The sequence below is a fragment of the Marivirga arenosa genome (genome assembly GCF_030503875.2).
GTDB lineage: Bacteria > Bacteroidota > Bacteroidia > Cytophagales > Cyclobacteriaceae > Marivirga > Marivirga arenosa.
Map to the genome: position 1 here is coordinate 516,050 of NZ_CP129968.2, position 24,392 is coordinate 540,441.

General features: G+C 34.2%; 18 protein-coding genes. 11 read left to right on the forward strand and 7 right to left on the reverse strand.

What is annotated here, in order from left to right; genetic code table 11:
* Positions 1–3 precede the first annotated feature (3 nt).
* A complete protein-coding gene (locus QYS47_RS02270) occupies positions 4–522 on the forward strand; it encodes a hypothetical protein (RefSeq protein ID WP_322347573.1) in 519 nt (172 codons plus the stop codon).
* Between the two features lie 8 nt (positions 523–530).
* On the opposite strand, the gene QYS47_RS02275 is transcribed toward QYS47_RS02270, so the two are convergent.
* Positions 531–2,360, reverse strand: coding sequence for a cytochrome-c peroxidase (locus QYS47_RS02275; protein WP_322347574.1), 1,830 nt, complete (start codon positions 2,358–2,360; stop codon positions 531–533).
* A 69-nt stretch (positions 2,361–2,429) separates the two neighbouring features.
* The gene (locus QYS47_RS02280; RefSeq protein WP_322347575.1) at positions 2,430–3,980 is read right to left on the reverse strand and encodes a PhoX family protein; all 1,551 of its coding nucleotides are present in this window, start codon (positions 3,978–3,980) and stop codon (positions 2,430–2,432) included.
* Positions 3,981–5,067: 1,087 nt separating this feature from the next.
* On the opposite strand from QYS47_RS02280, the gene QYS47_RS02285 reads away from it, so the two are divergent.
* From QYS47_RS02285 to QYS47_RS02310, 6 genes are all read left to right on the forward strand, one after another.
* On the forward strand, positions 5,068–5,736 hold the full coding sequence (locus QYS47_RS02285) for a helix-turn-helix domain-containing protein (protein ID WP_308357954.1): 669 nt from the start codon (positions 5,068–5,070) through the stop codon (positions 5,734–5,736).
* 102 nt (positions 5,737–5,838) lie between these two features.
* Positions 5,839–7,500, forward strand: coding sequence for a serine hydrolase domain-containing protein (locus tag QYS47_RS02290; RefSeq protein ID WP_322347576.1), 1,662 nt, complete (start codon positions 5,839–5,841; stop codon positions 7,498–7,500).
* 169 nt (positions 7,501–7,669) lie between these two features.
* Positions 7,670–7,867, forward strand: a complete 198-nt coding sequence (locus tag QYS47_RS02295) for a hypothetical protein (protein WP_322347577.1) — start codon at positions 7,670–7,672, stop codon at positions 7,865–7,867.
* Between the two features lie 36 nt (positions 7,868–7,903).
* Positions 7,904–8,074 (forward strand): hypothetical protein, encoded by a 171-nt coding sequence (locus QYS47_RS02300; RefSeq protein ID WP_302103053.1) that lies wholly within the window; start codon positions 7,904–7,906, stop codon positions 8,072–8,074.
* A 90-nt stretch (positions 8,075–8,164) separates the two neighbouring features.
* Complete coding sequence (locus QYS47_RS02305; RefSeq protein ID WP_302128189.1) at positions 8,165–8,290, forward strand: hypothetical protein; 126 nt, start codon at positions 8,165–8,167, stop codon at positions 8,288–8,290.
* 166 nt (positions 8,291–8,456) lie between these two features.
* Entirely contained in the window at positions 8,457–9,125 is a 669-nt protein-coding gene (locus tag QYS47_RS02310; protein ID WP_322347578.1) for a tetratricopeptide repeat protein, read from the forward strand.
* A gap of 60 nt (positions 9,126–9,185) precedes the next feature.
* On the opposite strand, the gene QYS47_RS02315 is transcribed toward QYS47_RS02310, so the two are convergent.
* The 3 genes from QYS47_RS02315 to QYS47_RS02325 are packed head-to-tail and all read right to left on the reverse strand — an operon-like array spanning position 9,186 to position 15,510.
* Positions 9,186–9,782: a lipoprotein signal peptidase gene (locus QYS47_RS02315; protein ID WP_308357950.1), complete on the reverse strand. Its 597-nt coding sequence runs from the start codon at positions 9,780–9,782 to the stop codon at positions 9,186–9,188.
* 2 nt (positions 9,783–9,784) lie between these two features.
* On the reverse strand, positions 9,785–13,147 hold the full coding sequence (gene ileS / locus QYS47_RS02320) for an isoleucine--tRNA ligase (RefSeq protein ID WP_322347579.1): 3,363 nt from the start codon (positions 13,145–13,147) through the stop codon (positions 9,785–9,787).
* Positions 13,148–13,149: 2 nt separating this feature from the next.
* Entirely contained in the window at positions 13,150–15,510 is a 2,361-nt protein-coding gene (locus QYS47_RS02325) for an efflux RND transporter permease subunit (RefSeq protein WP_322347580.1), read from the reverse strand.
* 234 nt (positions 15,511–15,744) lie between these two features.
* Here QYS47_RS02325 and QYS47_RS02330 point away from each other — a divergent pair, with 234 nt between their 5' ends.
* Both QYS47_RS02330 and QYS47_RS02335 read left to right on the forward strand, forming a co-directional pair.
* On the forward strand, positions 15,745–16,872 hold the full coding sequence (locus QYS47_RS02330; RefSeq protein WP_322347581.1) for an NAD(P)/FAD-dependent oxidoreductase: 1,128 nt from the start codon (positions 15,745–15,747) through the stop codon (positions 16,870–16,872).
* 99 nt (positions 16,873–16,971) lie between these two features.
* On the forward strand, positions 16,972–19,101 hold the full coding sequence (locus QYS47_RS02335) for a glycoside hydrolase family 97 protein (RefSeq protein ID WP_322347582.1): 2,130 nt from the start codon (positions 16,972–16,974) through the stop codon (positions 19,099–19,101).
* Between the two features lie 70 nt (positions 19,102–19,171).
* Here the strand turns inward: QYS47_RS02335 and QYS47_RS02340 are convergent, their stop codons facing one another.
* Positions 19,172–20,563 carry a choice-of-anchor Q domain-containing protein gene (locus QYS47_RS02340; protein ID WP_322347583.1) on the reverse strand — a complete coding sequence of 464 codons (1,392 nt, stop codon included), beginning with the start codon at positions 20,561–20,563 and terminating at the stop codon, positions 19,172–19,174.
* Positions 20,532–21,602 (reverse strand): peptide chain release factor 1, encoded by a 1,071-nt coding sequence (prfA, locus tag QYS47_RS02345; protein ID WP_322347584.1) that lies wholly within the window; start codon positions 21,600–21,602, stop codon positions 20,532–20,534. Before prfA ends, QYS47_RS02340 begins: the two co-directional genes overlap by 32 nt.
* Positions 21,603–21,863: 261 nt before the next feature.
* On the opposite strand from prfA, the gene QYS47_RS02350 reads away from it, so the two are divergent.
* Both QYS47_RS02350 and QYS47_RS02355 read left to right on the forward strand, forming a co-directional pair.
* Positions 21,864–22,382, forward strand: a complete 519-nt coding sequence (locus QYS47_RS02350; protein WP_322347585.1) for a YfiR family protein — start codon at positions 21,864–21,866, stop codon at positions 22,380–22,382.
* 98 nt (positions 22,383–22,480) lie between these two features.
* Positions 22,481–24,391 carry a GAF domain-containing protein gene (locus QYS47_RS02355; protein ID WP_308357942.1) on the forward strand — a complete coding sequence of 637 codons (1,911 nt, stop codon included), beginning with the start codon at positions 22,481–22,483 and terminating at the stop codon, positions 24,389–24,391.
* Position 24,392: the final 1 nt, after the last annotated feature.

Consider the following 24,392-nt stretch of genomic DNA (forward strand, 5'->3'; position numbering starts at 1 on the left):
TCTATGGTATCAAACATTAAATTGATCTCCACTTCAGGAAAAGGTAATCTTGCCATTCAAAAAGATGAAAAGCTATTGGCTTCATTGAATTATAAAAGCTGGATGTCGAGAACAGCCAGTTCCGAACTTGATGATCAGTCTATACAAATTACCGCACCTTCGATTTGGAAAAGCACCTATTTAATTTCTAAAGCAGGAAAAGAAATAGGAAGCATAAAAATGAACTGGAAAGGAAATCTTGTGATTTCCTATTTTTTAGATGATGCTGAGACTTACCAACTACATTTTAAATTAAAGGGGTTTTGGAAACAGCATTATGAATTAACTGATGAAGAGGGGAATATTTTACTAATCATCAGATCACAATTCTTGTGGAGAAAGTTTAAATATGAATATCCTGTTACAGATATACATGATAAGCTAAAAGGAAATCAATTAATTGAAATACTACTATTTTGTGCTTATTGTATAAACCTAATTCAAAATATGCAAAGCGCAGCTGCTTCTGGAGCAGCTGGCTAATATTGGAATTAATTTAAGGATGATAATGAAATATTCGTAGTTGTGTCTGGCTTTTTTTCTGGAGTCGAATTTAGTGTTTCAAGGAATGCGATCAGCGCTTCCTTTTCTTTCGAATTCAAGGACAAAGAATCAAATGGTAAAGTTTGGTGCTCAACTGCAAGCCCAAGCCCCTTACCTCCGCCTCTATTATAAAAATCAATTACTTCATCCAAAGAATTATATATACCATTATGCATATAGGGAGCTGTTAATGCACTGTTACGAACAGTAGGTGTTCTAAACATTCCTTTGTGAATATCGACTTCATAAAATGTATAAAATCCCAGATCTAGCGTGTCCAATTGATCGTTTGTGGCAACCAAAGGCACTCCAATAACTTCCTTTTCAGTATGTTTATAAAAGGGTGGCAGAGTTCCATTCATCAGAGGAATAAAATGACAGGATCCACAAAGTGCTTTTCCCATATAAAGTTGTAAGCCTTTTTTCTCAAGTTCAGTAAATGATGTTTCTTCTTTACGCATATTTCTATCAAATTTGCTATCGAAAGCCTGTAAGCTGGCAACATATTGTGCTAAGCTTTTAATTAGTTGATTTACAGATTTTGGTTTCCCACCATAGGCTTTCTTAAATAATTTATCATACTCTGCATCTAAAAGCAGTTCCTCAGGAATATTATTCATAGATCGATTGAATTCATCGTGAGCATTAAACACTTCCCTGATTTGGCTCTCTATAGTTCCTGACCGGCCATCCCAAAAAAAACTTTTGTTGAAAATTGTATTTATTAAGGTTGGGGCATTTCGCTTTAACGGTTTCCCTGAAGCTCCCAAAGAGGTTGGTAAAGCATCAGAAAAGGCTTCTTTTTTCTGATGGCAACTAGAACAAGATAAAGAATTTGATAAGGATAACCTTTTATCATTAAACAATTTTTCACCCAGCAACAAGTCTTCTTTATCCCCAAGACCAGTAGAAGGATTTACAAAGAAAGAGGTGTTAAATGCATCTTTTTCAAAAAATGTAGTGGAATTGAAATTCAAGGCTTTATTGGTGGAAGGTTCCCAAAGATTAGTGCTATTTCTTAACGCAACCCAGCTTTTAGTAAGCGGATTGAAATAATCCCTTATGTATCTATAGTAGTCAAATTCGTCAAAAGCTGAAGACTTATTTAAGTAATCGATATTGCGATTCAAGTAGGTGATAAAATTATCATATATATCTTGATTATGATCATTTACAACAGTTCCGATAGTCAAACGAACAGTAGTTTTAATAGAATGAAGGCTAGCAGCAGACTCTTCAAACCCCCAATGGCTGATAGGAGTATCAAAATGAGTGATACCAAAGCTCAAAATTCGAAGAAATTGCTCGTGTAGAGCAATGAAATAACGCTCTGGGCTTAGGTTTCTTTCCTTAATACCAGCAAGTAAATTATTTAAATAGCCAATCGTTCTTTCAATTTGATACTCTAGTAATTTCCGGTTTTGGAAATCTTCAAATAGGGTTTCTTCAATGGCTTGTAAGCCAATAGGGTCTAATATTTTTAAATTATCTTCTTTGAAAATGGGTAAAGCTGGTCCGTTTACCTTACTCCCTACTTCAGGGTTAATATGAGCTGCATAGGACTCTGCTTTTTTAAAATTTAAACGAATATCTTTTAAACTTTGAATAGCATGAGCTTGATTCATTTTAGTGTTGAGATGCTCCAAAGAATCAATTGCTTTCTTTAAAGCGGTTTGATAATAATCCTGACTTAAATTCCAATTGATTTGCTGAGGCTCACTTGTGTTTTTGCATGTAGCAAAAATTATGAGAAAAAGAAGAGGTAAATACGTACGCATGTTGAAATAGGTTAAAATTAAAACAGCACCCCATTAATTAGAGTGCTGAATTTTGAAAACTTGAATTAATTATCTTGGAAGCCCGTATAGAATTACGATCTGCGATCCTTGATCATCTTCCCTTGATCCGTTTGAATTGCCTTCGTTATTGTGGCCATCAACGCCTTTAAATGCATCATCTTCCCAGTAATGTGGCTGAACAGCCAGCATAAAAGTATTGGGAACCCCAATTTTATCAGAGATGTCAATTAATGCTCCAAATTCACCAGAATTTGAAATGTTTTTATCTCTTGATAAGTCAGCTCTTTCCACTAATTCCAAAACTACTCTAGGATTATTCCCATTTAAATCAGATTGGTAGATGTAGGCAGAGTGATTTCTCGAAAATGAATTTGGGTCTTCTTGAGTATATATGAAATTTTCTGTGACACAAATGTTATCAGGACTTTGTAATAAAGAAAGGTTTCCGTCCATATTATTGGTATCTGTGTTTCCACTAATAATTTGTGTCAGTTTACCATTTAATGGAGAAGCTTCGTCCAATTCTAATTTATATACAGTACCCCAATCATTGTATGTCCCTCTGCCAGGTCCTCGGCCTGTAACAGCGAAGTAAACATTTCTACCCGCAGCGTCAGATCCTTTTCCATAATCTACATCCTCTACTCTCATAAATTGAAATGCATTTGCAGCTATAGAAGCATCTTCCATCTCATTTTTCGTCATCTCTTTTCCTCCTTCAATTTTAACAAACTCAACATCATAAGTTTCTCCAAATGCAATTTCTCCTTCATTTACCATTCTGCTGGAGTCTTTCATTTTTAATACATAAATGTCTCCATTCTCTAAATCAGCATCTCCATTCTCTGAAAAATATAAGCTTACTTGTCCTTCAGAATCTGAAGAATCATCATCTCCACCAATAATAACTGTTTTACCTGCGTAGGTATTTTTGGGTAAAGGAACTGCATTTTCCCATGAGAATTCTCCTAATGCATCCAAGCCAAAATCAGCAGTCGGGTTAGGAGTCATATAAGGGTCAATTCCTTTAACATCATAATTAAAGCTTTCTGATGCAGATAAGAATAAGTCCTGACTGCCTCCGTGAATTTCAGATTCCCACATGGTACCAGAACATTGTCTGGCTAAATCAGCTACACCTGAATTCAGCATATAATCACCTTGGATCGGTTTGAAGTTTTTATCAAGGAATACCCTTGCTACCGAATAGTGATCTTCACAGTTCACCATAAAAACATATTCGTCTCCATTTTTTAGTAAACCAGCGCCATCAGCAGATCCGCCTAAACGGAATAAATCACCATTTCTATTCTCCAAGGTATCGGAAGAACTCAATAAGGAATATGCTTTAACAAAGTTAAACTGTGGAGATACGGCCACTAGAGGTTCTAAATTTGAACGATTTGTAAAGAATACTGAGTCTCCTACATTGTTAATAATGATAGTAGTGTCAAATGTATTAGTAACTGTAATGGTTGTGTCACGATAAATAACTTCAGTTACTTCTGTAATTTCATCTCCACAGCTTGTAAATGTTGCTATTGAAACAAGCGTTCCGATTAAATAAAGGGGTAAATCTTTTAGTTTCATTTTTTTCATTTTATGGGTTTAATTATGAAATCAAAAGTACTTGAAGCGGAAAAAAGGAAGAATATTATTGTATTAAGCTTCGCTCAACAATTGGTTAACAATAAATTTTGAGTTAATACAAATTGGTAATCTTAAATTTAAATTTTATTTAATTTGAAATTTAGGCTTAATAAAAGAGGTGGCTTAATAGCTAATTATATTGAATGCTTAGGATTTCTGTAATGTTAAAATAATGTTTATTGCTTATGCTTTTTAAGACTATGCTACTAATGGAATTTTGGAAAAAACCTGTTCGTAAAACAAAGCTATTTTATTTTGCTGTATTAGCTGGAACTTAACTTTCGGGAAAGACTTCAAGCCATTCTTCCTTTAATTGAAGGGCCTAAAGAGAAAGAAGTGGTACAAAACAACATCAAAACAAAAAACTAAATTTAAGCCCAGCCCAGTCTACAAAGCTAAATGCTATCATCAAGAAGTTTAGTATGGATTGAATAAAGCTTAACGTCTTTTAATCAAGGTTTGTCTTATATCAAATTCAAATTTCAAAGTTACTTTATGGAATTTGAAATCCTGAAGCCTTATTTAATTTGTAATTAGGCCAAATGACAAAGTGAAAATTTCTATTTTTACCAATAGATTATTAATGCGCTTTAAGTTTATAGCACTATTGATTAGTATAGAATTTATTTCAAGTTTAGGACAGATTATTGTTTTTATGATGCTTCTCTTTGCGGTTTTTTTGTTTACCGTCAAGAGCAAAAATCAATTAGCTAATCGTATCTTTTCTATATTTCTTCTGATCACAGCCTTTGATTTATCCGGCTTATTCCTTGGTGAATTCATAAGGACACATTTTAACTTTGCGATTCTGAAAACTTCCTCTGTTCTATTACAAATGCCACTTTTCTATTTGTATGTGCTAGCTGTTTGTTATTCAGATTTTAAATTAAACAGCAAACATGCTTTGCATGCTCTAATGTTTTTTTTCTTTGTTTATATCTTTAAGATATCTTCCTTTTCTGAGCAGAGCCTTTTCTATTTTAGAATTGTAGGCGAGCTACAATATTTCGCTTATATCATATTAATTTTCTATTCTTTGAGTAAATACAGAACTATCTACTTGGAAAATTACGCTAAAGCCGATCGTTCCGCTTATAAATGGTTATTCCAAATTACACTTTATTTTTGTTTTGCACATCTTTTTGTTTTACTAAAAACAGGAGCTTTAATGAGTGGAATAGGCGAAAGCTATCTGAAATTGCTATACCTCTTCATCTCTAGTTCAGCTCTAATAATTATTTGTTGGTTTGTGTTAAAAGCTTTATACAACCCACATCTTTTTACGGGCATTAAAAGCGAACTAGAACCTTTAAAAGCAAAATTGGATAATAAGGAACTTGTTGCTGAAAGAGATATGGATACGCTTTCTGCTATTGAAAGTCTTGCTTATTTCATGGAAAGAAAAAAACCATATCTCGATTACGAACTCACCCTGGAAAAACTAGCAAATCAATTGAAAATGGAGGAAAAGGATTTATCCATTTTGATTAACCACCATTTGGGGAAACATTTCTTCGATTTTATAAATGAGTATCGGATTGAAGAAGCTAAGAAGATTCTTAGAAATCCAGAAAATAAAAAGCTTACAATACTCGAAGTTCTCTATCAAGTTGGCTTCAATTCAAAATCGTCTTTTTATACGGCTTTCAAAAAAATCACGGATCAAACTCCGACTGCCTACAGAAAATCCGCTCTTGCGGAATAAAAAGCTATTTAAACAGTGTTTTTAATTAGTCCGACTTTTTTAATCGGACTTTTAAGCAAAAAACGATCGCTAGGTTTGGGTAAAATTAAATATTCAAACATAATGAAACGATCACTTCTTAGCCTTTTATTAGTAAGCTTTTTAGGTCAAGCGCTTTTTGCACAAAATCTATATCAAGAGCATTTTCCTAAGGTAGATTCTATCTTAAATCATCATTATAACAAAAATACACCTGGCATAGCTCTTAGCATAATATCAACTGGAAAAACTATTTACCAGAACGCGATAGGAATGGCTGATATGGAAAATGAGATTGCTATTAGTGATTCCACCTCCTTTCATATTGCCTCTGTTTCTAAACAATTCACCGCCTATTTGGCGCTTTTGCTGGAAGAAGAAGGGAAGCTATCTATGGAAGATGATATCCGAAAATACCTACCAGAATTAGAAGCTCTTCCCTACAAAATTTCCTTATATCAATTGGCAAACCACACTCATGGATTGCCTAATCTTTCTGAGCTCGTCCACCTTAAGGGAATTGGATCTCAAAATATAATGACCCATCAGCAAGTAATTAAGATGCTCTTGAACATTAGAATTGTCAATTTCAAAGCAGGTGAACAATATCAATATAATAATACTGGTTTTGCTTTACTGGCAGAAATAATAGAAAGGGTGGAAGGATTGCCTTTTCAGCAAGTCTTGAAAGAAAGGATTTTCAATCCAGAAGGGATGAATGCTAGTCAGGCCATTGATGATCCAGCTTTGATTGTTAAAAATAGAGCACGTTCCTATATGTTAGTAGAAGACGGTTATCAGAATAATGAGTTAAACTTAATGACCAACGGTTCATCGGGAATTCGAACAACCATTGCTGACTTAAGTAATTGGGCAATAAAGTTCCAGCAGCCAGATCCGAAGGCACAGGCAATATTTCAAAAAATGCAAAAGCCTTCTCAACTTAATTCGGGTCAAAGCATATCTTATGGATTGGGGCTAGAGACTAAAAAGTATAAAGGATTAGAAGTTGTTTTCCATGGTGGTGGAGATGTCGGATATCGTTCCTATATCTTGCATATTCCAGCATATCAGCTTTCGCTTGTCTTGCTTAGCAATACTGATGACTTTGCTCCTCTGCTTGTATATGATATAATTGATCTTTTCTTAAAGGATGTATTAAAAGAACCCACAAAACCAGAAAAGACTCATTACAGCAGCAAAGAATTAAAAACCTTTGAAGGGACTTATCAAATGTTTCCAGGTAATTATTTTAATATAATTGCAAAAAATGACACGCTCTATTTTCAGAACTATGGAACTAAGGATATAGCTCCACTTCCTATCATAGGTGATGATGAGTTTCTATTTCCGTATATACCAACTACGAAATTCTCTTTTTATGAAAATGGTTTCATTTTCAATATAGCAGATTTCAAGTATGACTGTAAGAAAGTACAATTAGAAACTGTAAAGGCTGAGGAGATTGATCTTTCAGAATATATTGGCATTTATAAAAACGAAGAATTTAATGTGTTCTTTGAACTGCTAATTGAAGATAAAGAATTAAAGGCAAGACATATGCGAATGGAAGATATTAGTCTTCACCCAATTGAGGATGATAGTTTCTTTTCTAGAAGGTCTTTTTTCGGGAAGCTGGATTTTGATAGAGATAAAGAAGGGAAGATTATTGCTTTTAGAGTATCGGGGCAGAATTTAATGAATATTGAGTTTTTTAAATTAGGTTGTTTTCAATCTTCAAAATAAATCATGACACGGTTTGATTATTAAAAATGCTTGAATTCATATACACTGTTTTCTATGATTATCGAAGCGAACCTAAATATTTTTATATTTAATATATTAGATCATCAGAAACCAAAACCTTAATCTCTATAACTCAAAAAAATAGAGTTCAGAAATATTAAAAATTTACATGATTTACACTCTAATTCTGTTTATAACTTTATCATTTCAAAAAATTACCCCATCAGCAACAGTAAAAGTAGGTGATTATTATGTCGATAAAACTGAAGCTACTAATTTACATTGGCTAGAATATCAATATTATCTAAAACAAGAACTTGATCCTTTCGAATATTGGAAAATAAATCCCGATAGTTCAAATACCTGATATAAAATAAAAGGCTGTAGATACGAACCTATCACATTGGTTACCCATGAACAAGCAGTTGCCTATTGTCAATGGCGTTTAGAAGTGGTAAGTAAAAAACTTGGAATTATTGTTAATTATCGATTACCAACTGTTAAAGAATGTGAAGAAATTGCACAGGTATTACTGAGAGAAAATGAAATAAAGATTAGTAGAACTTTAAAATAATTAAAGAAAGCTGCTTCTGAAAAATATTATCTACAAAGCAGAGAGAATATCAAAAATCAAGTTTATGATGATTTCTCTAATGTTTCAGAAATGACTGCTAAAGAAGGTATCGCCAAGGGGGGTAATAATGGAGAATTGTTGGAAAATGGAAATTTAAAAGAAAGTATTAAATATTCTTCACCCAGTCCTTATTTAGGTTTTAGATGTATAGCTTAATATGTAGAACCAAAGGATGATTAAACTTTAGCTTGATTTTCAGATTTTAAAAAGATTTTGGAATCAATCCGCGATAAACTTTTGATAAGTCATAGGTTTCGTAACTTTGTACTCTCATAGACGAAACACTATACAGTCTTAATTGAATCAAAAGGTTAATAATATAATGGCGGAGCAAAAGAAAGAGGGAAATACTTACGAAACACTAAAAGCTTTATACTACTCAGGAAAGGTTAAACCTTCATTGCATAAGATTTTAGCAGCATTGGAGGAGGATCCAAATAATGTAGATATGGTCTTGTTAGCGTGTGAAGTATTAGAGAGAGCAAAGGATTTTGATCAATTATCCTCTTACGCAGATACTGTAAAAAAGCTAGCCCCTAAATCTCCTGAAGGCTTCTACTATAAAGGAATTGCACTTCAATTTGTAAAAGGGAAAGAGCAAGAAGCTTTAAAAAACTTTAATGAGGCTTTAGAAATTGACCCTGATAATTTACTGTGTCTTAAAAGTAAAGCGACTACCCACTTACTATTATTTAAGGATTTTGACTTACCGATTAAGTTTGCCGATAAGCATAGAGTAAAAGCTGAAACTTGCTTGTTAAAAGTGATTGACTTGGTTGAGAATAAAGAAGATGCAACCTACCTAGAGCTTTATATATTAGCAGAAGTTAATATGATGGTAGAACAAGCATTGAATGCTAAGATGGCCTACCTGAAAGCTGTTAATGCCTATGAGGAGGCTGAACCTGAAAACCAAAATAAAAATATCTATAAAGATATGGTAAGGGCTCAGAAGAAATGCATTAAGCAATTAGAGAAGTTTACTGAGTAATGATTAATTACTAATTCTTAATTAGTAATTAATCATTGAAGACTAAAAATAAACTACTATTTAGCTTACTGTTTCTTGTTTCACCGCCTTAAAAAATTTCTTTTGGAAGATTAAGATAACGGCTACACCGCAGAATATACTAGCATCAGCTACATTGAAAATCGGCCATAATGAGATGTAATCACCTCCCCAGAGTGGAACCCAATCGGCAACTCTACCCTCCCAGATGTCAACGTAGAACATATCTACTACCTGACCATGAAACCAGGGTGAGATAGCATTGTACGGTGCATTGTCTAACCACACACCATAGAAGATACTATCAATCAAATTACCGATAGCGCCTGCTAGAACTGCCGCTATGCTCCATAATACGCCTGGATGAGTTTTTTCTTTTGCCAATTTATATAAGTAGTAACCAATGAAGAACATGGCTACTAATCTGAAAAGACTTAATCCTAATTTACCGTATTCAGAACCAAATTGCATCCCGAAAGCCATTCCAGGATTTAGTGTATAATACAACTTAAACCAATCGCCAAAAACTTCAATTTGCCCTGCAACGCCCATTTCCATATTGAAATGAACCCAAAGCTTAACTACTTGGTCGAGGGCGATTATAAATAATGTTAATAAAAAATATTTTGCGTATTTCACTTTTATTGGTTTTTCACCACAACAGACAACTCAACTGTTAAATCATCTATTTCTAGTTCTGTGGTTTCGGTTAAATTATCAGCCAAATCTAATGAAACTGCTTGAGTTTCGGAACAAATGTAGTCTTTGTTTTGAGATATAGCAGTGTCCACTAAATCATTACCTTGCTTAACGGCAACGGCAATCTTATCTTGTACCTCCAAGCCTTTTTCTTTTCTTAGGTTTTGAATACGATTCACTAGATCTCTTGCAAAGCCTTCTCTTCTTAGATCATCGTCAATACTGATATCCAAAGCAACTGTGATACCTGCTTCAGAAGCTACAGACCAACCCGGTATGTCCTGAGACGTAATTTCTACATCCTCTAATTTAAGGGTATGCTTTTCACCATCAACTTCAATTTCAAAAGCATCATTCTTCTCAATCTCTGCGATTTCGTCTTGCCCCCATTGATTGATAATTTGGGAAACCGCTTTCATTTTAGGGCCAAAATGCTGACCTAATTTTCTGAAGTTTGGCTTTACATTTTTTACTAACACACCAGAAGCATCATCTATATATTCAATAGATTTCACATTCACCTCTGAGATAATTAAATCCTCAACAGCTTCAATTTGGTGCTTCGTTTTTTCATTTAAAACCGGCACTAATATTTTATGTAAAGGCTGTCTCACCTTAATTTTTTGTGCCTTCCGGATTGAGTGTGTTAAAGAAGATATATGTTGAGCTAAATACATACGCTCTTCCAAATCTTTATCGATTACACTTTCATCTGCTTGAGGGAAGTTCACTAAATGCACTGATTCTTCAGACATTCTTCCGCTTACTTTATTCAAGCTTTGGAATAAGTTGTCCATATAGAATGGAGCAATTGGTGCACTCAAAATAGCGATGCTTTCTAAACACTCATAAAGTGATTGGTAAGCCGCTTTCTTATCCTCATTATATTCACCTTTCCAGAATCGTTTACGGTTCAAACGTACATACCAGTTACTCACATCATCCTGAACGAAGTCCTGTATAAGTCTGGCAGCTCTTGTCGGCTCATAATCATCATAAGCAGCATCTACCGCTTTTTTCAATGAATTAAGTTTTGATAATATCCAACGATCACTTTCTGTACGCTTTTCTAATGGAATGCTTTCACCTTCAAAAGTAAAGCCATCCAAATTCGCATAAAGTGCAAAGAAATTGTAGGTGTTTTGAAGTGTACCAAAGAACTTACGCTGTACTTCTTCTACACCTTGTAAGTTGAATTTTAAGTTGTCCCATGGGTTTGCGTTGCTGATCATATACCAGCGAGTTGCATCTGGGCCATATTTTTTTAAGGTTTCGAATGGATTAATGGCATTGCCTAAACGCTTAGACATTTTGTTACCATCTTTATCCAAAACTAATCCATTTGCAATTACATTTTTGTAAGCTACAGAATCAAATAGCATTCCTGCAATGGCATGAAGTGTAAAGAACCAACCTCTAGTTTGGTCAACACCTTCTGCTATGAAATCTGCAGGATAGTTTTTATCAAATATCTCTTTGTTTTCAAATGGATAATGCCATTGAGCATATGGCATAGCACCTGAATCAAACCAAACATCAATCAAATCTGGTTCACGGAACATTTTTTGACCTGATTCACTCACTAAAACTACATCATCAACATATGGGCGGTGTAAATCGAAGTCTTCAGCAATTTGCTCCTTCATAAAGCCAGCCTCAACAGATTTGGCTACTTCACTTCTTAATTCCTCAAGTGAACCAATACATTTTTCTTCTTTTCTATCTTCAGTTACCCAAATCGGTAAAGGAGTTCCCCAGTATCTTGAGCGGCTTAAATTCCAGTCTACAAGATTTTCCAGCCAATTACCAAAACGACCTTCTCCTGTGGAGGCTGGTTTCCAATTGATGGTTTTATTTAATTCCACCAATCGATCCTTCATGGCTGTAGTTTTAATAAACCAAGAATCTAATGGATAATATAAAATAGGCTTATCAGTTCTCCAGCAATGCGGGTAAGAGTGCTCGTATTTTTCTACCTTAAAAGCTTTGTTATCTTCTTTAAGCTTGATGGCTATTAAAACATCTGTAGGCTTGAAGTCAGGGTCTTTACGAGTTTCATCATCATAATATTCCTCCTTCACAAATCGACCTGCAAAATCTGTTACTTCAGTAACAAATTTACCTTGCTTATCTACTAAAGGCATTTCTTTGCCTTGCTCGTCTTTTACTAATACTGCCGGAACATTATTTTGCTGTGCTACTCTAAAGTCATCAGCACCAAAAACAGAAGCAGTATGAACTATACCCGTACCATCATCAGTCGTAACAAAATCACCTGGGATTACTCGGAAAGCATTTTTTTCTAAGTCTTCGCTCGTTACATAATCCATTAGTTGCTCGTAACGAGTTTCTACTAAATCTTTACCTTTGAAAGTTTGAGAAATTTCAAATGGAATTAACTTATCACCTTCTTTATAATCTTCAAGTTTCAAGTCTTTCGCTTTCGCTTTGAAATGACTATTCACAAGGTCTTTTGCTAATACAACTGAAACAGGCTTATATGTATATTGATTAAAGGTTTTAACCTTTACATATTCTATTTTTTCTCCTACTGCTAAAGCACAGTTTGAAGGTAAAGTCCAAGGAGTAGTAGTCCAAGCAATGAAACGAACATCTTCATTATCATCTTCAAAAAGGAAAGCAGATTTTTCATCTTTCTTTACTTTGAATTGAGCAGTAATTGAAGTGTCTTTTACATCTCTGTAGCAGCCTGGTTGATTTAATTCATGTGAACTTAATCCTGTACCAGCTGCTGGGGAGAATGGCTGAACCGTATAACCTTTATATAATAAATCTTTATCGTAGAATTTCTTTAGCAAGTGCCAAAGTGTTTCCATGTATTTGCGGTCAAATGTGATATATGGATCATCAAGATCAACCCAATAGCCCATTTTACGAGTAAGCTCATCCCACTCGCCTTTGAATTTCATAACCGCTTTACGGCATCTGTCATTATATTCTGCTACAGATATCTTTTTCCCAATATCTTCTTTCGTGATGCCTAATTCCTTTTCTACTTGAAGCTCTACTGGTAAACCATGAGTATCCCAACCTCCTTTTCTTTTGACCTGAAATCCTTTTAGGGTTTTATATCGGCAGAAAATATCTTTTACCGCACGAGCCATTACGTGATGAATACCAGGAGTACCATTTGCAGAGGGCGGTCCTTCATAAAAAGTGAAAGTAGGATTCCCTTCTCGGGTACTCATCGATTTTTGGAAGATATCATTCTCATTCCAAAATTCTAATACTTCATCTGCCAGCTCGGCATAGTTTAGGTTTTTGTATTCTTTGTATTGACCCATTTTTATGATTTTTTCTGCTCCTCAGGCTTAAAAGGAACTTTAGGTTCAGCTTTTTTAATTCTTGATAAATTAATTTCTTCGTCTTCTTCTTCTAAGTAGAAGTCTTCGTCATATTGCTCGATCAATGGATGACTTAATTTATTACGCTTGCCATCATCAAAAGTAAGCAATAGAGAAGGTAATACTAATAAGTTAGTGAACATTGCTACCAATAAGGTAGTGGAGGTTAAAGCTCCCAAAGCAACTGTGCCTCCAAAACTTGAGGTTACAAAAATAATAAAGCCTGCAAAAAGCACAATAGAAGTGTAAATCATACTCTTTCCGGTCTCTTTTAATGTTTTAGTAACTGCTAATGGTACAAAGAAATTATTAGCGAATAATTCTTGTCTATACTTGGCTAAAAAGTGAATAGTATCATCCACTGAAATACCAAAGGCAATGCTAAATACTAATACAGTACTTGGCTTCAGAGGCACCCCTAAATAACCCATTAAACCTCCTGTAATTACTAATGGAATAACATTTGGGATGATAGAAATAATGATCATTCGTATGTTTTGGAATAAAATACCCATCACCAATGCTATAATTAAGAAGGCAATGAGAAGACTTAATCTTAAATTTTCAACTAAATATTCGTTTCCTTTAATGAATATTGGAGTGGTTCCAGTGATGGAGATATCGAAATCCTCTCCTTCAAAAATTTCATTCATTCTAGGTTTAATAGAATTTTCGATTAGAGTATTCATTTTATCAGATCCAATATCAGCAATTTTTAAAGATACCCTCATGGATGATAAATCTTCATTAGTAAAGCTTTCTAAAACGGATACATTTTCTTCATCCTGTTGTAGATAACGCATAATGAAATTATAGTCACGCGAATTAGGCAAAGCATAAAAGGAAGGGTTTCCATTATAATAAGCTTGCCTTGTTGCTTTAACCATACTAACTACCGAAATAGGCTGGCTGATTGCTGGGATGCTATCTAAAAATTCTTCAAACTCATTTACTTTTCTTAAGGTAGTTCTTTGAATTATACCTCGTTTTTTCTTGGTGTCAATTACAATTTCAAGTGGCATGATCCCACTAAAATTATCCTCGAAGAATCGAAGGTCAGTAATAGTTTTGCCGTCTTTAGGTAAGTCATCAACCATATGGCTAATTGAGTTCAACTTAAAGCCTCCAACTATAGCTAAGCTCACAATAACTATAGTGGCAATATAAATAACACTTCTGTTGTAATGAACGGTCTTGTTTAACCAAGTTAAAACAAAATCTGTCATTTTGAAATTCATATGCTTCAGTTGCTTTCTACCGGGTTCTGGTAGGTATGAAAACACTGCAGGAATCAAAATGATACTGACAATAAAAGTAGCAAAGATGTTGACACCTGCTACTATACCGAATTCCTCTAATAGTTTAATTTCTGTAAAAGTAAGTACTAAGAAACCTACCGCAGTTGTGAAATTAGTAATTAAGGTTACTATCCCAATTTTCCGAGTGATCGTACTTATAGCTTTTATTTTATTACCATGCTCTTCAAATTCTTGATGGTATTTATTGAGTAAATAGATACTGTTTGGAATTCCAATGACCACAATAATGGTCGGGATTAAGCTGGTTAATATGGTGACTTTATACCCTAATAAATCTAGTGTTCCTACTGACCAAATTACTACCGAGAAAATTACCAATAACGGGAATAAAACAGCATCCCATGAACGGAAGAAAGCTAATAATATTAAGGCTGTAACAATTACAGATAATATCAATAACTGAATAATCTCCTGCCTAACTTTGGTCATCATAGTAGACCGTACAAAAGGTAAGCCTGCGTAATGAAGCTCAATTCCTGTTTTTTCTTCAAAGGCATCACCTAGTTGAGTGATGTCTGACATTAATCTTAATCTGTCGGGCGAATTAAAGATTTCCTCATCTAAGGTAATGATTACGGCTGTTGCCCCATTTTCAGAATTTAGCAACTGGGAAGAAAAGAATTTCTGATCTTTTATTTCTTGCAACAAACTATCAAGAGTTTCCTGATCTTCGGGTAAATTGGTGATTAAAGGCTGCATTTCGAATTTTCTTTCTTGAGAATTCTTTTGCAGTTTTTGAAGATTAGCAATTGAAAGTAAATTATTTACACCTTTTATATCTTTTACTGCTTCGGCAAAGTATTGAAGTCTGGCAAAATTTTGTGGGGTATATAAAGCACTGTCTTTAATACCTATTGCCAATATATTATCATCCACTCCGAATTCTTTTTCAAAATTCTGCAGCGTTTTATAATCTTCATCTGTTTCGGGTACCAATTTTGCTAAGTCATAATCTAACTCAACATTACGGGCACGGTATCCCATAAAGGCAGTTATTAAAGCCAAAATTATGATTAATGGCAGCCTGTATTTTATTACGTTATGCGCTAGTTTTGTCCACATATTTTTAAGCAAGCCACAAAGGTAATGATTTTTCTAGTCGAGACACTTCTAAAACCATGCTTTTCGGCTTCAATGTAGTATTTTTATGAATTTTACTTGTTGTTTGTAAAACTACTTGACGAAGAGAGTGTTTAATAGTTCTATAAAATCAAAATTTTGGATAAAAAGAAGAATCAAGTAATTGTTGTAGGAGGTGGCCTTGCGGGTTTGATATCTTCTATATGTCTGCAAAGAACAGGAATTCAAGCATGTCTTATTGAAAAGAAGCAATATCCTTTTCATAGAGTGTGTGGAGAATATATTTCTAAAGAAGTAGCACCTTTCTTAAAACGATTAAATCTATATCCTGAGCATTTAAATCCTTCAGAATTAACACATTTCAATTTATCAGATATAAAAGGTAATGTGGCAAAAGTTGATTTACCATTGGGTGGATTTGGAGTTAGTAGATATGCTTTTGATGAATTTCTATATGAAAAGGCATTAGAATGTGGGGTAGAAATATTTACAAATACTGAAGTTACTGATATTCAATTCAAGAATGATGTATTTACGGTTCATCTGAAAACTGGTAATAGTTTACAGGCTGAGTTTGTGATTAATGCCTATGGTAAGAGATCAAAATTAGACAAAGAATTTAATCGAAACTTTATTAAAAAGCGCTCACCTTTTATGGGTGTTAAATATCATGCGAAGGTAGATTTTCCTAAAGATGTAATCGGTTTGTATAACTTTAAAGGGGGATATTGTGGTGTAAGTCATGTAGAAGGTAATACTGTGAACATTTGCTATTTAACCAAAAGAGAAAATCTTAAAAAGCACAAATCCATAGCGGATATGGAAAAAGAATTTCTTTTCGAAAACCCGATTTTAAAAGAAATTTTTGAGGGTTCAGTCTTTTTGTTTGATAAGCCAGAGGTAATCAATGAAATTTCTTTCGAACAAAAATCAACAATCGAAAACCATATGCTGATGACCGGAGATACTGCAGGATTAATCACTCCACTATGCGGCAACGGGATGGCCATGGCAATTCATAGCGGATATTTGGCAAGTTGTTCTATCATCAAATTTTATAATAGTAGTGAAAACAGAAGGAAAAAGATTGAAACTGATTATAGAAAAAATTGGGAAAAGAATTTTTCAAATCGGCTGTGGGTGGGTCGTAAAACTCAGAATCTTTTTGGTAATCAATTCAGATCTTCTTTGGCTATCAAGTTTGTAAAAGCATTTCCTCTTTTAGCTAAAAAGCTGATCCAACAAACTCATGGAGAAGTTTTTTGACATGTTTCCATTCTGCTTAGTGTAAAAAATACACTTAATGCTTTTAGACAGCATTTCATTTGTTAGTTTTGTAATACTAATTGGAAACAAAACGACAAAATGAAAAAATTAATTATTCTACTTTTCTTGATTTTGCCTGCAATATCTTGGGCTCAAGAATTGAAATCACCCAATGAAAATTTCAATTTGAAATTTAGTATTGAGGATGGTAAGCCTACTTACCAACTCGAGTTAGACGGACTGCAAATTGTTAAACCAAGTTCCTTAGGATTAGAATTAGTAGATGATGAAGATCTTATTTCAGGATTTGAAATTGTAGAAACTAAAAACTCAAGCTATGATAATACTTGGGAGCCAGTTTGGGGGGAATCATCAAAAATCCGAAATCATTATAACGAGTTATTAGTCTCTTTAAAACAATCAGAAACTAATCGATTGATGAATATCAGATTTAGGTTATTCAATGATGGTTTAGGCTTCAGATATGAATTTCCCCAGCAAGATAACTTCACCTACTTTGTGGTTAAAGAAGAAAAAACCCAGTTTGCCATGACGGGTGATCATAAAGCTTGGTGGATTGCAGGTGACTATGATACGCAAGAATACGACTATACTACCTCAAAATTATCTGAAATTAGAAGGTTAATGGAAAAAGCAGTTACTCCAAATGTTTCACAATATGCTTTTTCAGAAACGGGTGTTCAAACTGCTCTCATGATGAAATCTGATGATGGTATTTACATTAATCTACACGAGGCAGCATTGGTGGGGTATTCCGCTATGCATTTAGAATTAGATGATGAAAATATGGTTTTCACTTCTCATTTGACACCAGATGCGATCGGTAACAAAGCGTATATGCAAGCCCCAACTCATACGCCTTGGAGAACTGTGATTGCCTCAAAAAATGCTGGTGATATACTACTTTCTAATATCACTTTAAATTTAAACGAACCTCTTGCTTATGAAGATGTAAGCTGGATTAAGCCAGTAAAATACGTTGGAGTTTGGTGGGAAATGATCACAGGAAAAAGTTCGTGGGCATATGCGGATTTGCCAGGTGTAAAATTAGGCGAAACAGACTATTCGAAAGCTCAACCTAACGGTAGACACGGAGCTACAACTGAGCATGTAAAAGAATACATTGATTTTGCCGCAGAACATGGTTTCGACCAGATTTTAGTGGAAGGATGGAATCAAGGTTGGGAAGATTGGTTTGATAAATCGAAAGATTACGTATTTGACTTCTTAACCCCATATCCTGATTTTGATGTAGTAGAATTAAGAGATTACGCTAAGTCTAAAGGCGTGAGAATCATGATGCATCATGAAACTTCTGGAGCTATCAGAAATTATGAACGCCATATGGATAAAGCCTATCAATTTATGATAGACAATAATTACAATGCGGTTAAAAGCGGATATGTAGGTGATATTATCCCTAGAGGAGAGCATCATTATGGACAATGGGCAGTAAATCATTATTTATATGCGGTAAAAAAAGCAGGAGAATATGGTGTGATGGTGAATGCGCATGAAGCGGTTCGTCCAACCGGTTTAAGAAGAACATATCCTAATTTATTAGCAAATGAATCTGCAAGAGGTACAGAATATGAAGCATTTGGAGGGAATAATGTAGATCACACCACTATTTTGCCTTTTACACGCCAAATTGGAGGACCAATGGATTATACTCCAGGTATTTTTGAAACGGATATTAGCAAGTTGAATCCCAATAATGGTTCAAGAGTCAGAACTACCATCGCGCGCCAATTGGCACTATATGTTACCATGTATAGTCCACTTCAAATGGCTGCAGATTTACCAGAACATTATAATCAACATCTTGATGCTTTTCAGTTTATAAAAGATGTTCCGGTTGATTGGTCAGAATCTCTAGTATTGGAAGCAGAGCCAGGAGATTTTATCACCTATGCACGTAAGGATAAAAACAGTAGCAATTGGTTTGTGGGAAGAACAAATGATGAAGAAAGCAGAACTTCAAATATTAAATTTGATTTCTTGGAGAAAGGAAAAAGCTATATAGCCACTGTTTATAAAGATGCTGAAAATGCGCATTGGGAGAAGAACCCTAAAGCGTATGAAATTGAAAAATATAGTGTGAATAATAAATCTGATATTTCAATTGATTGTGCTCCAGGTGGAGGTTATGCCATTAGCATCATGGAAGTAGATAAATCAGATTTAAAGGGATTAGAAAAATTATAAGAGTGTAGATTTAAGTTGAGTAAAGGCCTTTTCGTAATTGAAAAGGCTTTTTTATTTCACATTTTGAATATTATTCTTCAATAAATTCATAAGCTCCTATGTCAGGAGCATCATCCCTTTTTGTGCCGATTACATCTTGATTAATTTCAGTATCTAATGCAGCGCCAATTGCTGGAGAAATTGGAGTAAGACGAAAATCGTCATTATTAGGCTCAACAAATTCCGGGTCTTGATTTTGAATAGAATTATTATCTAATCCTTCAATGCCTGAACGCACCAAGTTATGAGAAAAGGACAATTTTAAGTTGCCTGGGTTTTGCTCAAAAAACTGAATTTCATCTGCTATTCTGCCATAGATAATAGTATTCAAAAGTTGTACTTCCAAAGGAGCTAAAATCTGGTTTTCATTATTATCCACAGCTAAATCAGAAAATAAAGCAGCAGGATCTTCCCTTGCAGTATTGAAGTAGTTTGCAATGGTGCAATGCGTATAATATGCGCTGCCTCCCCCAGTATGCGATACAGTGCTTGATGCGGTATTATAAAAAACGGAATTAGTAGCTGCAAAATCGCTATTAAGTGAGATTACAGATGAAATGGCCATATTACCAACAAAACAATTCTCCATATAAACATCCGCTTCATTATCAGGATTGAATACATTTAAGTTCAATCCAAAAAGTGCGTTTTTAATGCTAGTGTATTTGAAATAATTATTAGTGCTATTTCCTAAAAACACAATGCCTCCCCATTGTCCTGCGGAACTTGCAAAAGGTTCATCTAATCTGTCATTAGTGAATAATACACTGGAATCAGCTGTTCCTTCAACTTGAATGGTTCCATCAATAACTAGAAAGGTTTCAGTTGCACTGTAAATTTTAGTGCCTGCTTCAATATTTAAAATGCAGGCAGAATCAAGTAGGATAGTGCCCGATAAAACATAGGGCTTTTCATTAGTCCATCGGCTATTACAAGTTAAGGTGCTGTCACTTAAATAATTTGCATTCTGACCCCAGGCCTCAAATACTACAGATTGACTATTTTCTTGATTGACTACTTCCAGATAATCTCTTATCACAAATGGATTATTCTCATCACTTTGATCAATATTTGCGGACACTAATAGTAATAAGCTATCTTTTGGTAATAATAGTTGATCTGAAAAAGTTGAACCGGTTCTACCATTCAATGTCAATTGAAAATCGTCTGTTTGATTTCTTAATCCAATTGAAGAAATATTAATAGCCTTATTTGAAGGATTAATTATTTTTAGACGCTTGGTAATACTCAAACGTTCAGCAAATAAAGTATCAAATTGAAGTGTATCAGTAGAAAAAGTTAAGTTTATTGCCTCAGATGTTGGTTCTGGTTCATAGGAACAGAAAGAAAAAGTGAGGATACAAAAACTACAAATCGCTATGAAAACGGCCTTATTGATCCGTTTCGTCCATTTTGCTGGCATTTTCGGCAATTTGTAAATTTTCGACAAGGTCTTCAATTTCACCATTCATAATATTAGGTAAGTTGTGAACTGTATAGTTAATTCTATGGTCAGTTACCCTTCCTTGAGGATAATTGTAAGTTCTTATTTTATCAGAACGGTCTCCACTTCTTACTATACTTCTTCTTTGGGCTCCTACTTCTTCATTTTGTTTAGCAAGCTCAATTTCATACAAACGAGAACGCAATACCTTTAGTGCTTTTTCAAAGTTTTTAATCTGTGACTTTTGATCCTGACAAGTAACGACCAATCCAGTGGGTTCATGGGTTAATCGTACTGCTGAATAAGTAGTGTTTACAGATTGACCTCCAGGTCCTGATGAACAGTAAGTATCCTTACGAACATCATTCATATCGATTTCTACTTCTACATCATCTATTTCAGGAAGAACGGCAACTGTTGCGGCAGAGGTATGAACTCTTCCTTGCGTTTCGGTTTGAGGCACTCTTTGTACCCTATGAACTCCAGATTCGTATTTTAAAGTACCGTAAGCATTTTTACCGGTCACGGTACTGATGATTTCTTTATAGCCCCCAGCGGTCCCAAAAGTTAAATCTAACACAGTTAAATTCAATCCGTTTTTGTCGCAGAATCTCTGATACATTTTAAATAAATCCCCTGCAAAAATAGCAGCTTCATCCCCACCAGTTCCTGCTCTAATTTCCAATACGGCATTCTTTTCATCATTAGGGTCTTTCGGAATCAACATTTTCTTTAGCTCATCCTCCAATCGCTCTTGCTCTGGCTTTAACTCATCCAGCTCCATTTTAGCCATATCCCTAAATTCAGCCTCTTTTTCGTTTTCCAGAATGTTTTTGGCTTGCTGAATGTCATCTAGAACTTTTGTGTAAGCATCATATGCTTGTACTACTTTTTCTAATTCTGCATATTCTTTACTGAGCTCAGTAAATTTTTTCATATCCGACATCGCATCAGGCTGTACCATTAATTGGCCTACTTCCTGAAAGCGCTCCTTCATACGTTCAAGTCTGTCTAACATTCAGCTATTGGTTTTAGTATCACAAAACTACTAAATATATATCAATAGATTAAAATCAAAAAACTATCATATTTTTGCATAGTTATAAGAAGTAGAGAACACTTAAAAAGGATTTGTAGGTCCTTTCGTGAATTATACTTCCGTTTTAGTCGAAAAATCACTATTTTTTCATTTTAAAATGAAATATGAGTAAGTTTAATTGACCTTAAAAGTATAACTTGCATCTATACCTTTTAACCATATAGAATAATTTTATTTCGAATGCGACATTTAAAAATCGTTATCATATTTTTCCTTTTCCTTTTCATTGCAAAGGATAGTATTGCGCAGGAAAAGAATTATAGATTTCACAAGGTATTTTTCTACAGCTTTACAAAGTATATTGATTGGCCAGAGTCAAAAAAAACTGGGGATTTTGTAATTGCTGTTTACGGGCAATCTGATATTATTCCGCTTTTAGAGGAAATGGCTGAGATCAAAAAAGTAGGGGATAGAAATATTCGAGTTGTAAAAATTGATGATATCAAAAGCACAGATTTTTACCATATTCTATTTGTCCCTTCTGAAAAAAATGGAAGTTTCCCTAAGATAAAAAGTGCTATGAATAATCAACCGTGTTTGTTAGTTACTGAATATGAAAACATGGCTCGAAATGGATCTATGATTAATTTTAAAGATGTAAACGGGAAATTAAGGTTCGAAGTGAACAATACTACTCTAAAGTCAGCGGGCTTAAAAATGTCACAGGAATTAACTCGATTTGGAGAAGAAATAAATTAAATATTACATAAAAATCATAAATGGAAATAATGGATAAAATTTATAATTCAATTATTTTCATTAAGTTTAAAAAGAAATAATTTTTTAAAGGCCATAAAATGAGAAACTTTCGATTTACGATTGGTAATAAAATTTTAGGAGGGTTTATAACCCTGATCTTGATTTTCATCATTTATGCTGGAATTACAATTTTCACAGTAAGTCAAAATAGTAGTTTAACGCAAACCAATTCGAATGTAATTAAACCCTCTTTAACGAGCATTAAAGATTTTAACCTTTTAATTATTAGGTCTAAAATGCTTGTAACCAACTGGGTATATCTTCAAAGTAACGAAACCGATAAAGAAAGTTTAAGAACACTTCATGAGGAAGAATATCCTGCCATGAAGGAAAAAATCAGTGATTTAAAGGAAAATTGGGACAGCGAAGTTCAAAGGCTCGAAATGGATACGGTATTCACTGAGTTTGAAGGTCTACTCGATGTTCAGAAAGAGATCATGGGAAGTTTAATTACTTTCGAAGATTATGAGGACCCCATTGTTAAATTCATGGCTTCAGAATCAATAGAGAGAGAAGTAATTCCTAGAACAGATTCTGTTATTTCTCACTTGAACACAATACTTGTTCAGAAACAAGAAGAATCGGAAGAATATGAAGCTGAAGTACTAGACTCATCAAATAGTTTAAGAAACACCTCAATTATTTTAGGTGTAATTTTCGTGATTTTAGGTTTAATTGGAGCATTCTGGTTAGCATCTTCAATCACAAAACCAGTAAATTATATCAAAGATATTATTGTGAAATTAGGTAAAGGAATTTTACCTGAAGATAATGAACGGAAATTTGGAAATGATGAAATTGGTGAAATGGCTATTGCTGTTGGCCAATTAGTAGATGGATTGAAAGATACTTCATACTTTGCTGAAAATATTGGTAATGGTAAATACGATTCTGATTATGAGCCATTGAGTGAGGAAGATGTATTAGGAAATGCCCTAATCAATATGAGAGGCAACCTAAGAAAAGTAGCAGAAGAAGATAAGAAAAGAAATTGGTCAACTGAAGGTTTGGCTATGTTTGGAGATATTTTAAGAAAGAACAATGATAATATTTCATTGCTTTCTGATGATATTATCTCAAACCTTGTAAAATATACGAAGTCTAACCAAGGAGGTATTTTCGTAATCAATAGCGAAGAGGATGATGAGCCATTTCTAGAACTAACTGCTTGTTATGCTTGGGATAAAAAGAAATATCTGGAACAAAAGATATATGAAGGAGAAGGCTTAACAGGTCAGGCTTGGTTAGAAGGGGAGACTATTTATATGACTGAAGTACCTCAGGATTATGTGATGATTACTTCAGGTTTAGGAGAAGCTAATCCAAACAGTATCTTAATCGTTCCATTGAAAGTGAATGATGAGATTTATGGTATAATTGAATTAGCATCTTTCAATGAGTTCCAAGATTATGAAAGGGAATTCGTAGAGAAAATTGCTGAAAATATTGCATCCACTATTTCATCTGTTAAGATCAATGAAAGAACTTCCAAATTATTAGAAGAGTCAAGAGAAATGACTGAACAGATGCGTTCTCAGGAAGAAGAGATGCGTCAGAATATGGAAGAGCTTCAAGCAACTCAGGAAGAAATGGAAAGATCTCAACGTGAGAGAGAAGATAAAGAAAAAATCATCAATTACACGAATATGATGATTGAACTTGACGGTTCTTTCTACATAAACAGCATTAATAATGTTACGAATGATAAGTTGGGTTATACTTCTTCTGAAGTTGGAGGTTCTGAGCTGTCCATGTTAGTGGAATCTAAAGATGCTTTAAAATCAATGAAGTCATCACTAGAAGCTAACAAAACTTGGTCGGGCACTATCAAGATGAAGAATAAAGCAGGAGATGTGGTAGACACTCAATTCTCTTGTGGTCCATTAAGTGGTCAGAGTTCAGGAGGAAGCAGTTATCTAATGATAGGATCAGTAATCAATAAAGATTAAT

Coding starts and splice junctions, on each gene's coding strand:
- QYS47_RS02270 (WP_322347573.1), top strand. CDS start 4: ATGGTATCAAACATTAAATTGATCTCCACTTCAGGAAAAGGTAATCTT.
- QYS47_RS02275 (WP_322347574.1), bottom strand. CDS start 2,360: ATGCGTACGTATTTACCTCTTCTTTTTCTCATAATTTTTGCTACATGC.
- QYS47_RS02280 (WP_322347575.1), bottom strand. CDS start 3,980: ATGAAAAAAATGAAACTAAAAGATTTACCCCTTTATTTAATCGGAACG.
- QYS47_RS02290 (WP_322347576.1), top strand. CDS start 5,839: ATGAAACGATCACTTCTTAGCCTTTTATTAGTAAGCTTTTTAGGTCAA.
- QYS47_RS02295 (WP_322347577.1), top strand. CDS start 7,670: ATGATTTACACTCTAATTCTGTTTATAACTTTATCATTTCAAAAAATT.
- QYS47_RS02305 (WP_302128189.1), top strand. CDS start 8,165: ATGACTGCTAAAGAAGGTATCGCCAAGGGGGGTAATAATGGAGAATTG.
- QYS47_RS02310 (WP_322347578.1), top strand. CDS start 8,457: ATGGCGGAGCAAAAGAAAGAGGGAAATACTTACGAAACACTAAAAGCT.
- ileS (WP_322347579.1), bottom strand. CDS start 13,147: ATGGGTCAATACAAAGAATACAAAAACCTAAACTATGCCGAGCTGGCA.
- QYS47_RS02325 (WP_322347580.1), bottom strand. CDS start 15,510: ATGGGATACCGTGCCCGTAATGTTGAGTTAGATTATGACTTAGCAAAA.
- QYS47_RS02335 (WP_322347582.1), top strand. CDS start 16,972: ATGAAAAAATTAATTATTCTACTTTTCTTGATTTTGCCTGCAATATCT.
- QYS47_RS02340 (WP_322347583.1), bottom strand. CDS start 20,563: ATGCCAGCAAAATGGACGAAACGGATCAATAAGGCCGTTTTCATAGCG.
- prfA (WP_322347584.1), bottom strand. CDS start 21,602: ATGTTAGACAGACTTGAACGTATGAAGGAGCGCTTTCAGGAAGTAGGC.
- QYS47_RS02350 (WP_322347585.1), top strand. CDS start 21,864: ATGCGACATTTAAAAATCGTTATCATATTTTTCCTTTTCCTTTTCATT.
- QYS47_RS02355 (WP_308357942.1), top strand. CDS start 22,481: ATGAGAAACTTTCGATTTACGATTGGTAATAAAATTTTAGGAGGGTTT.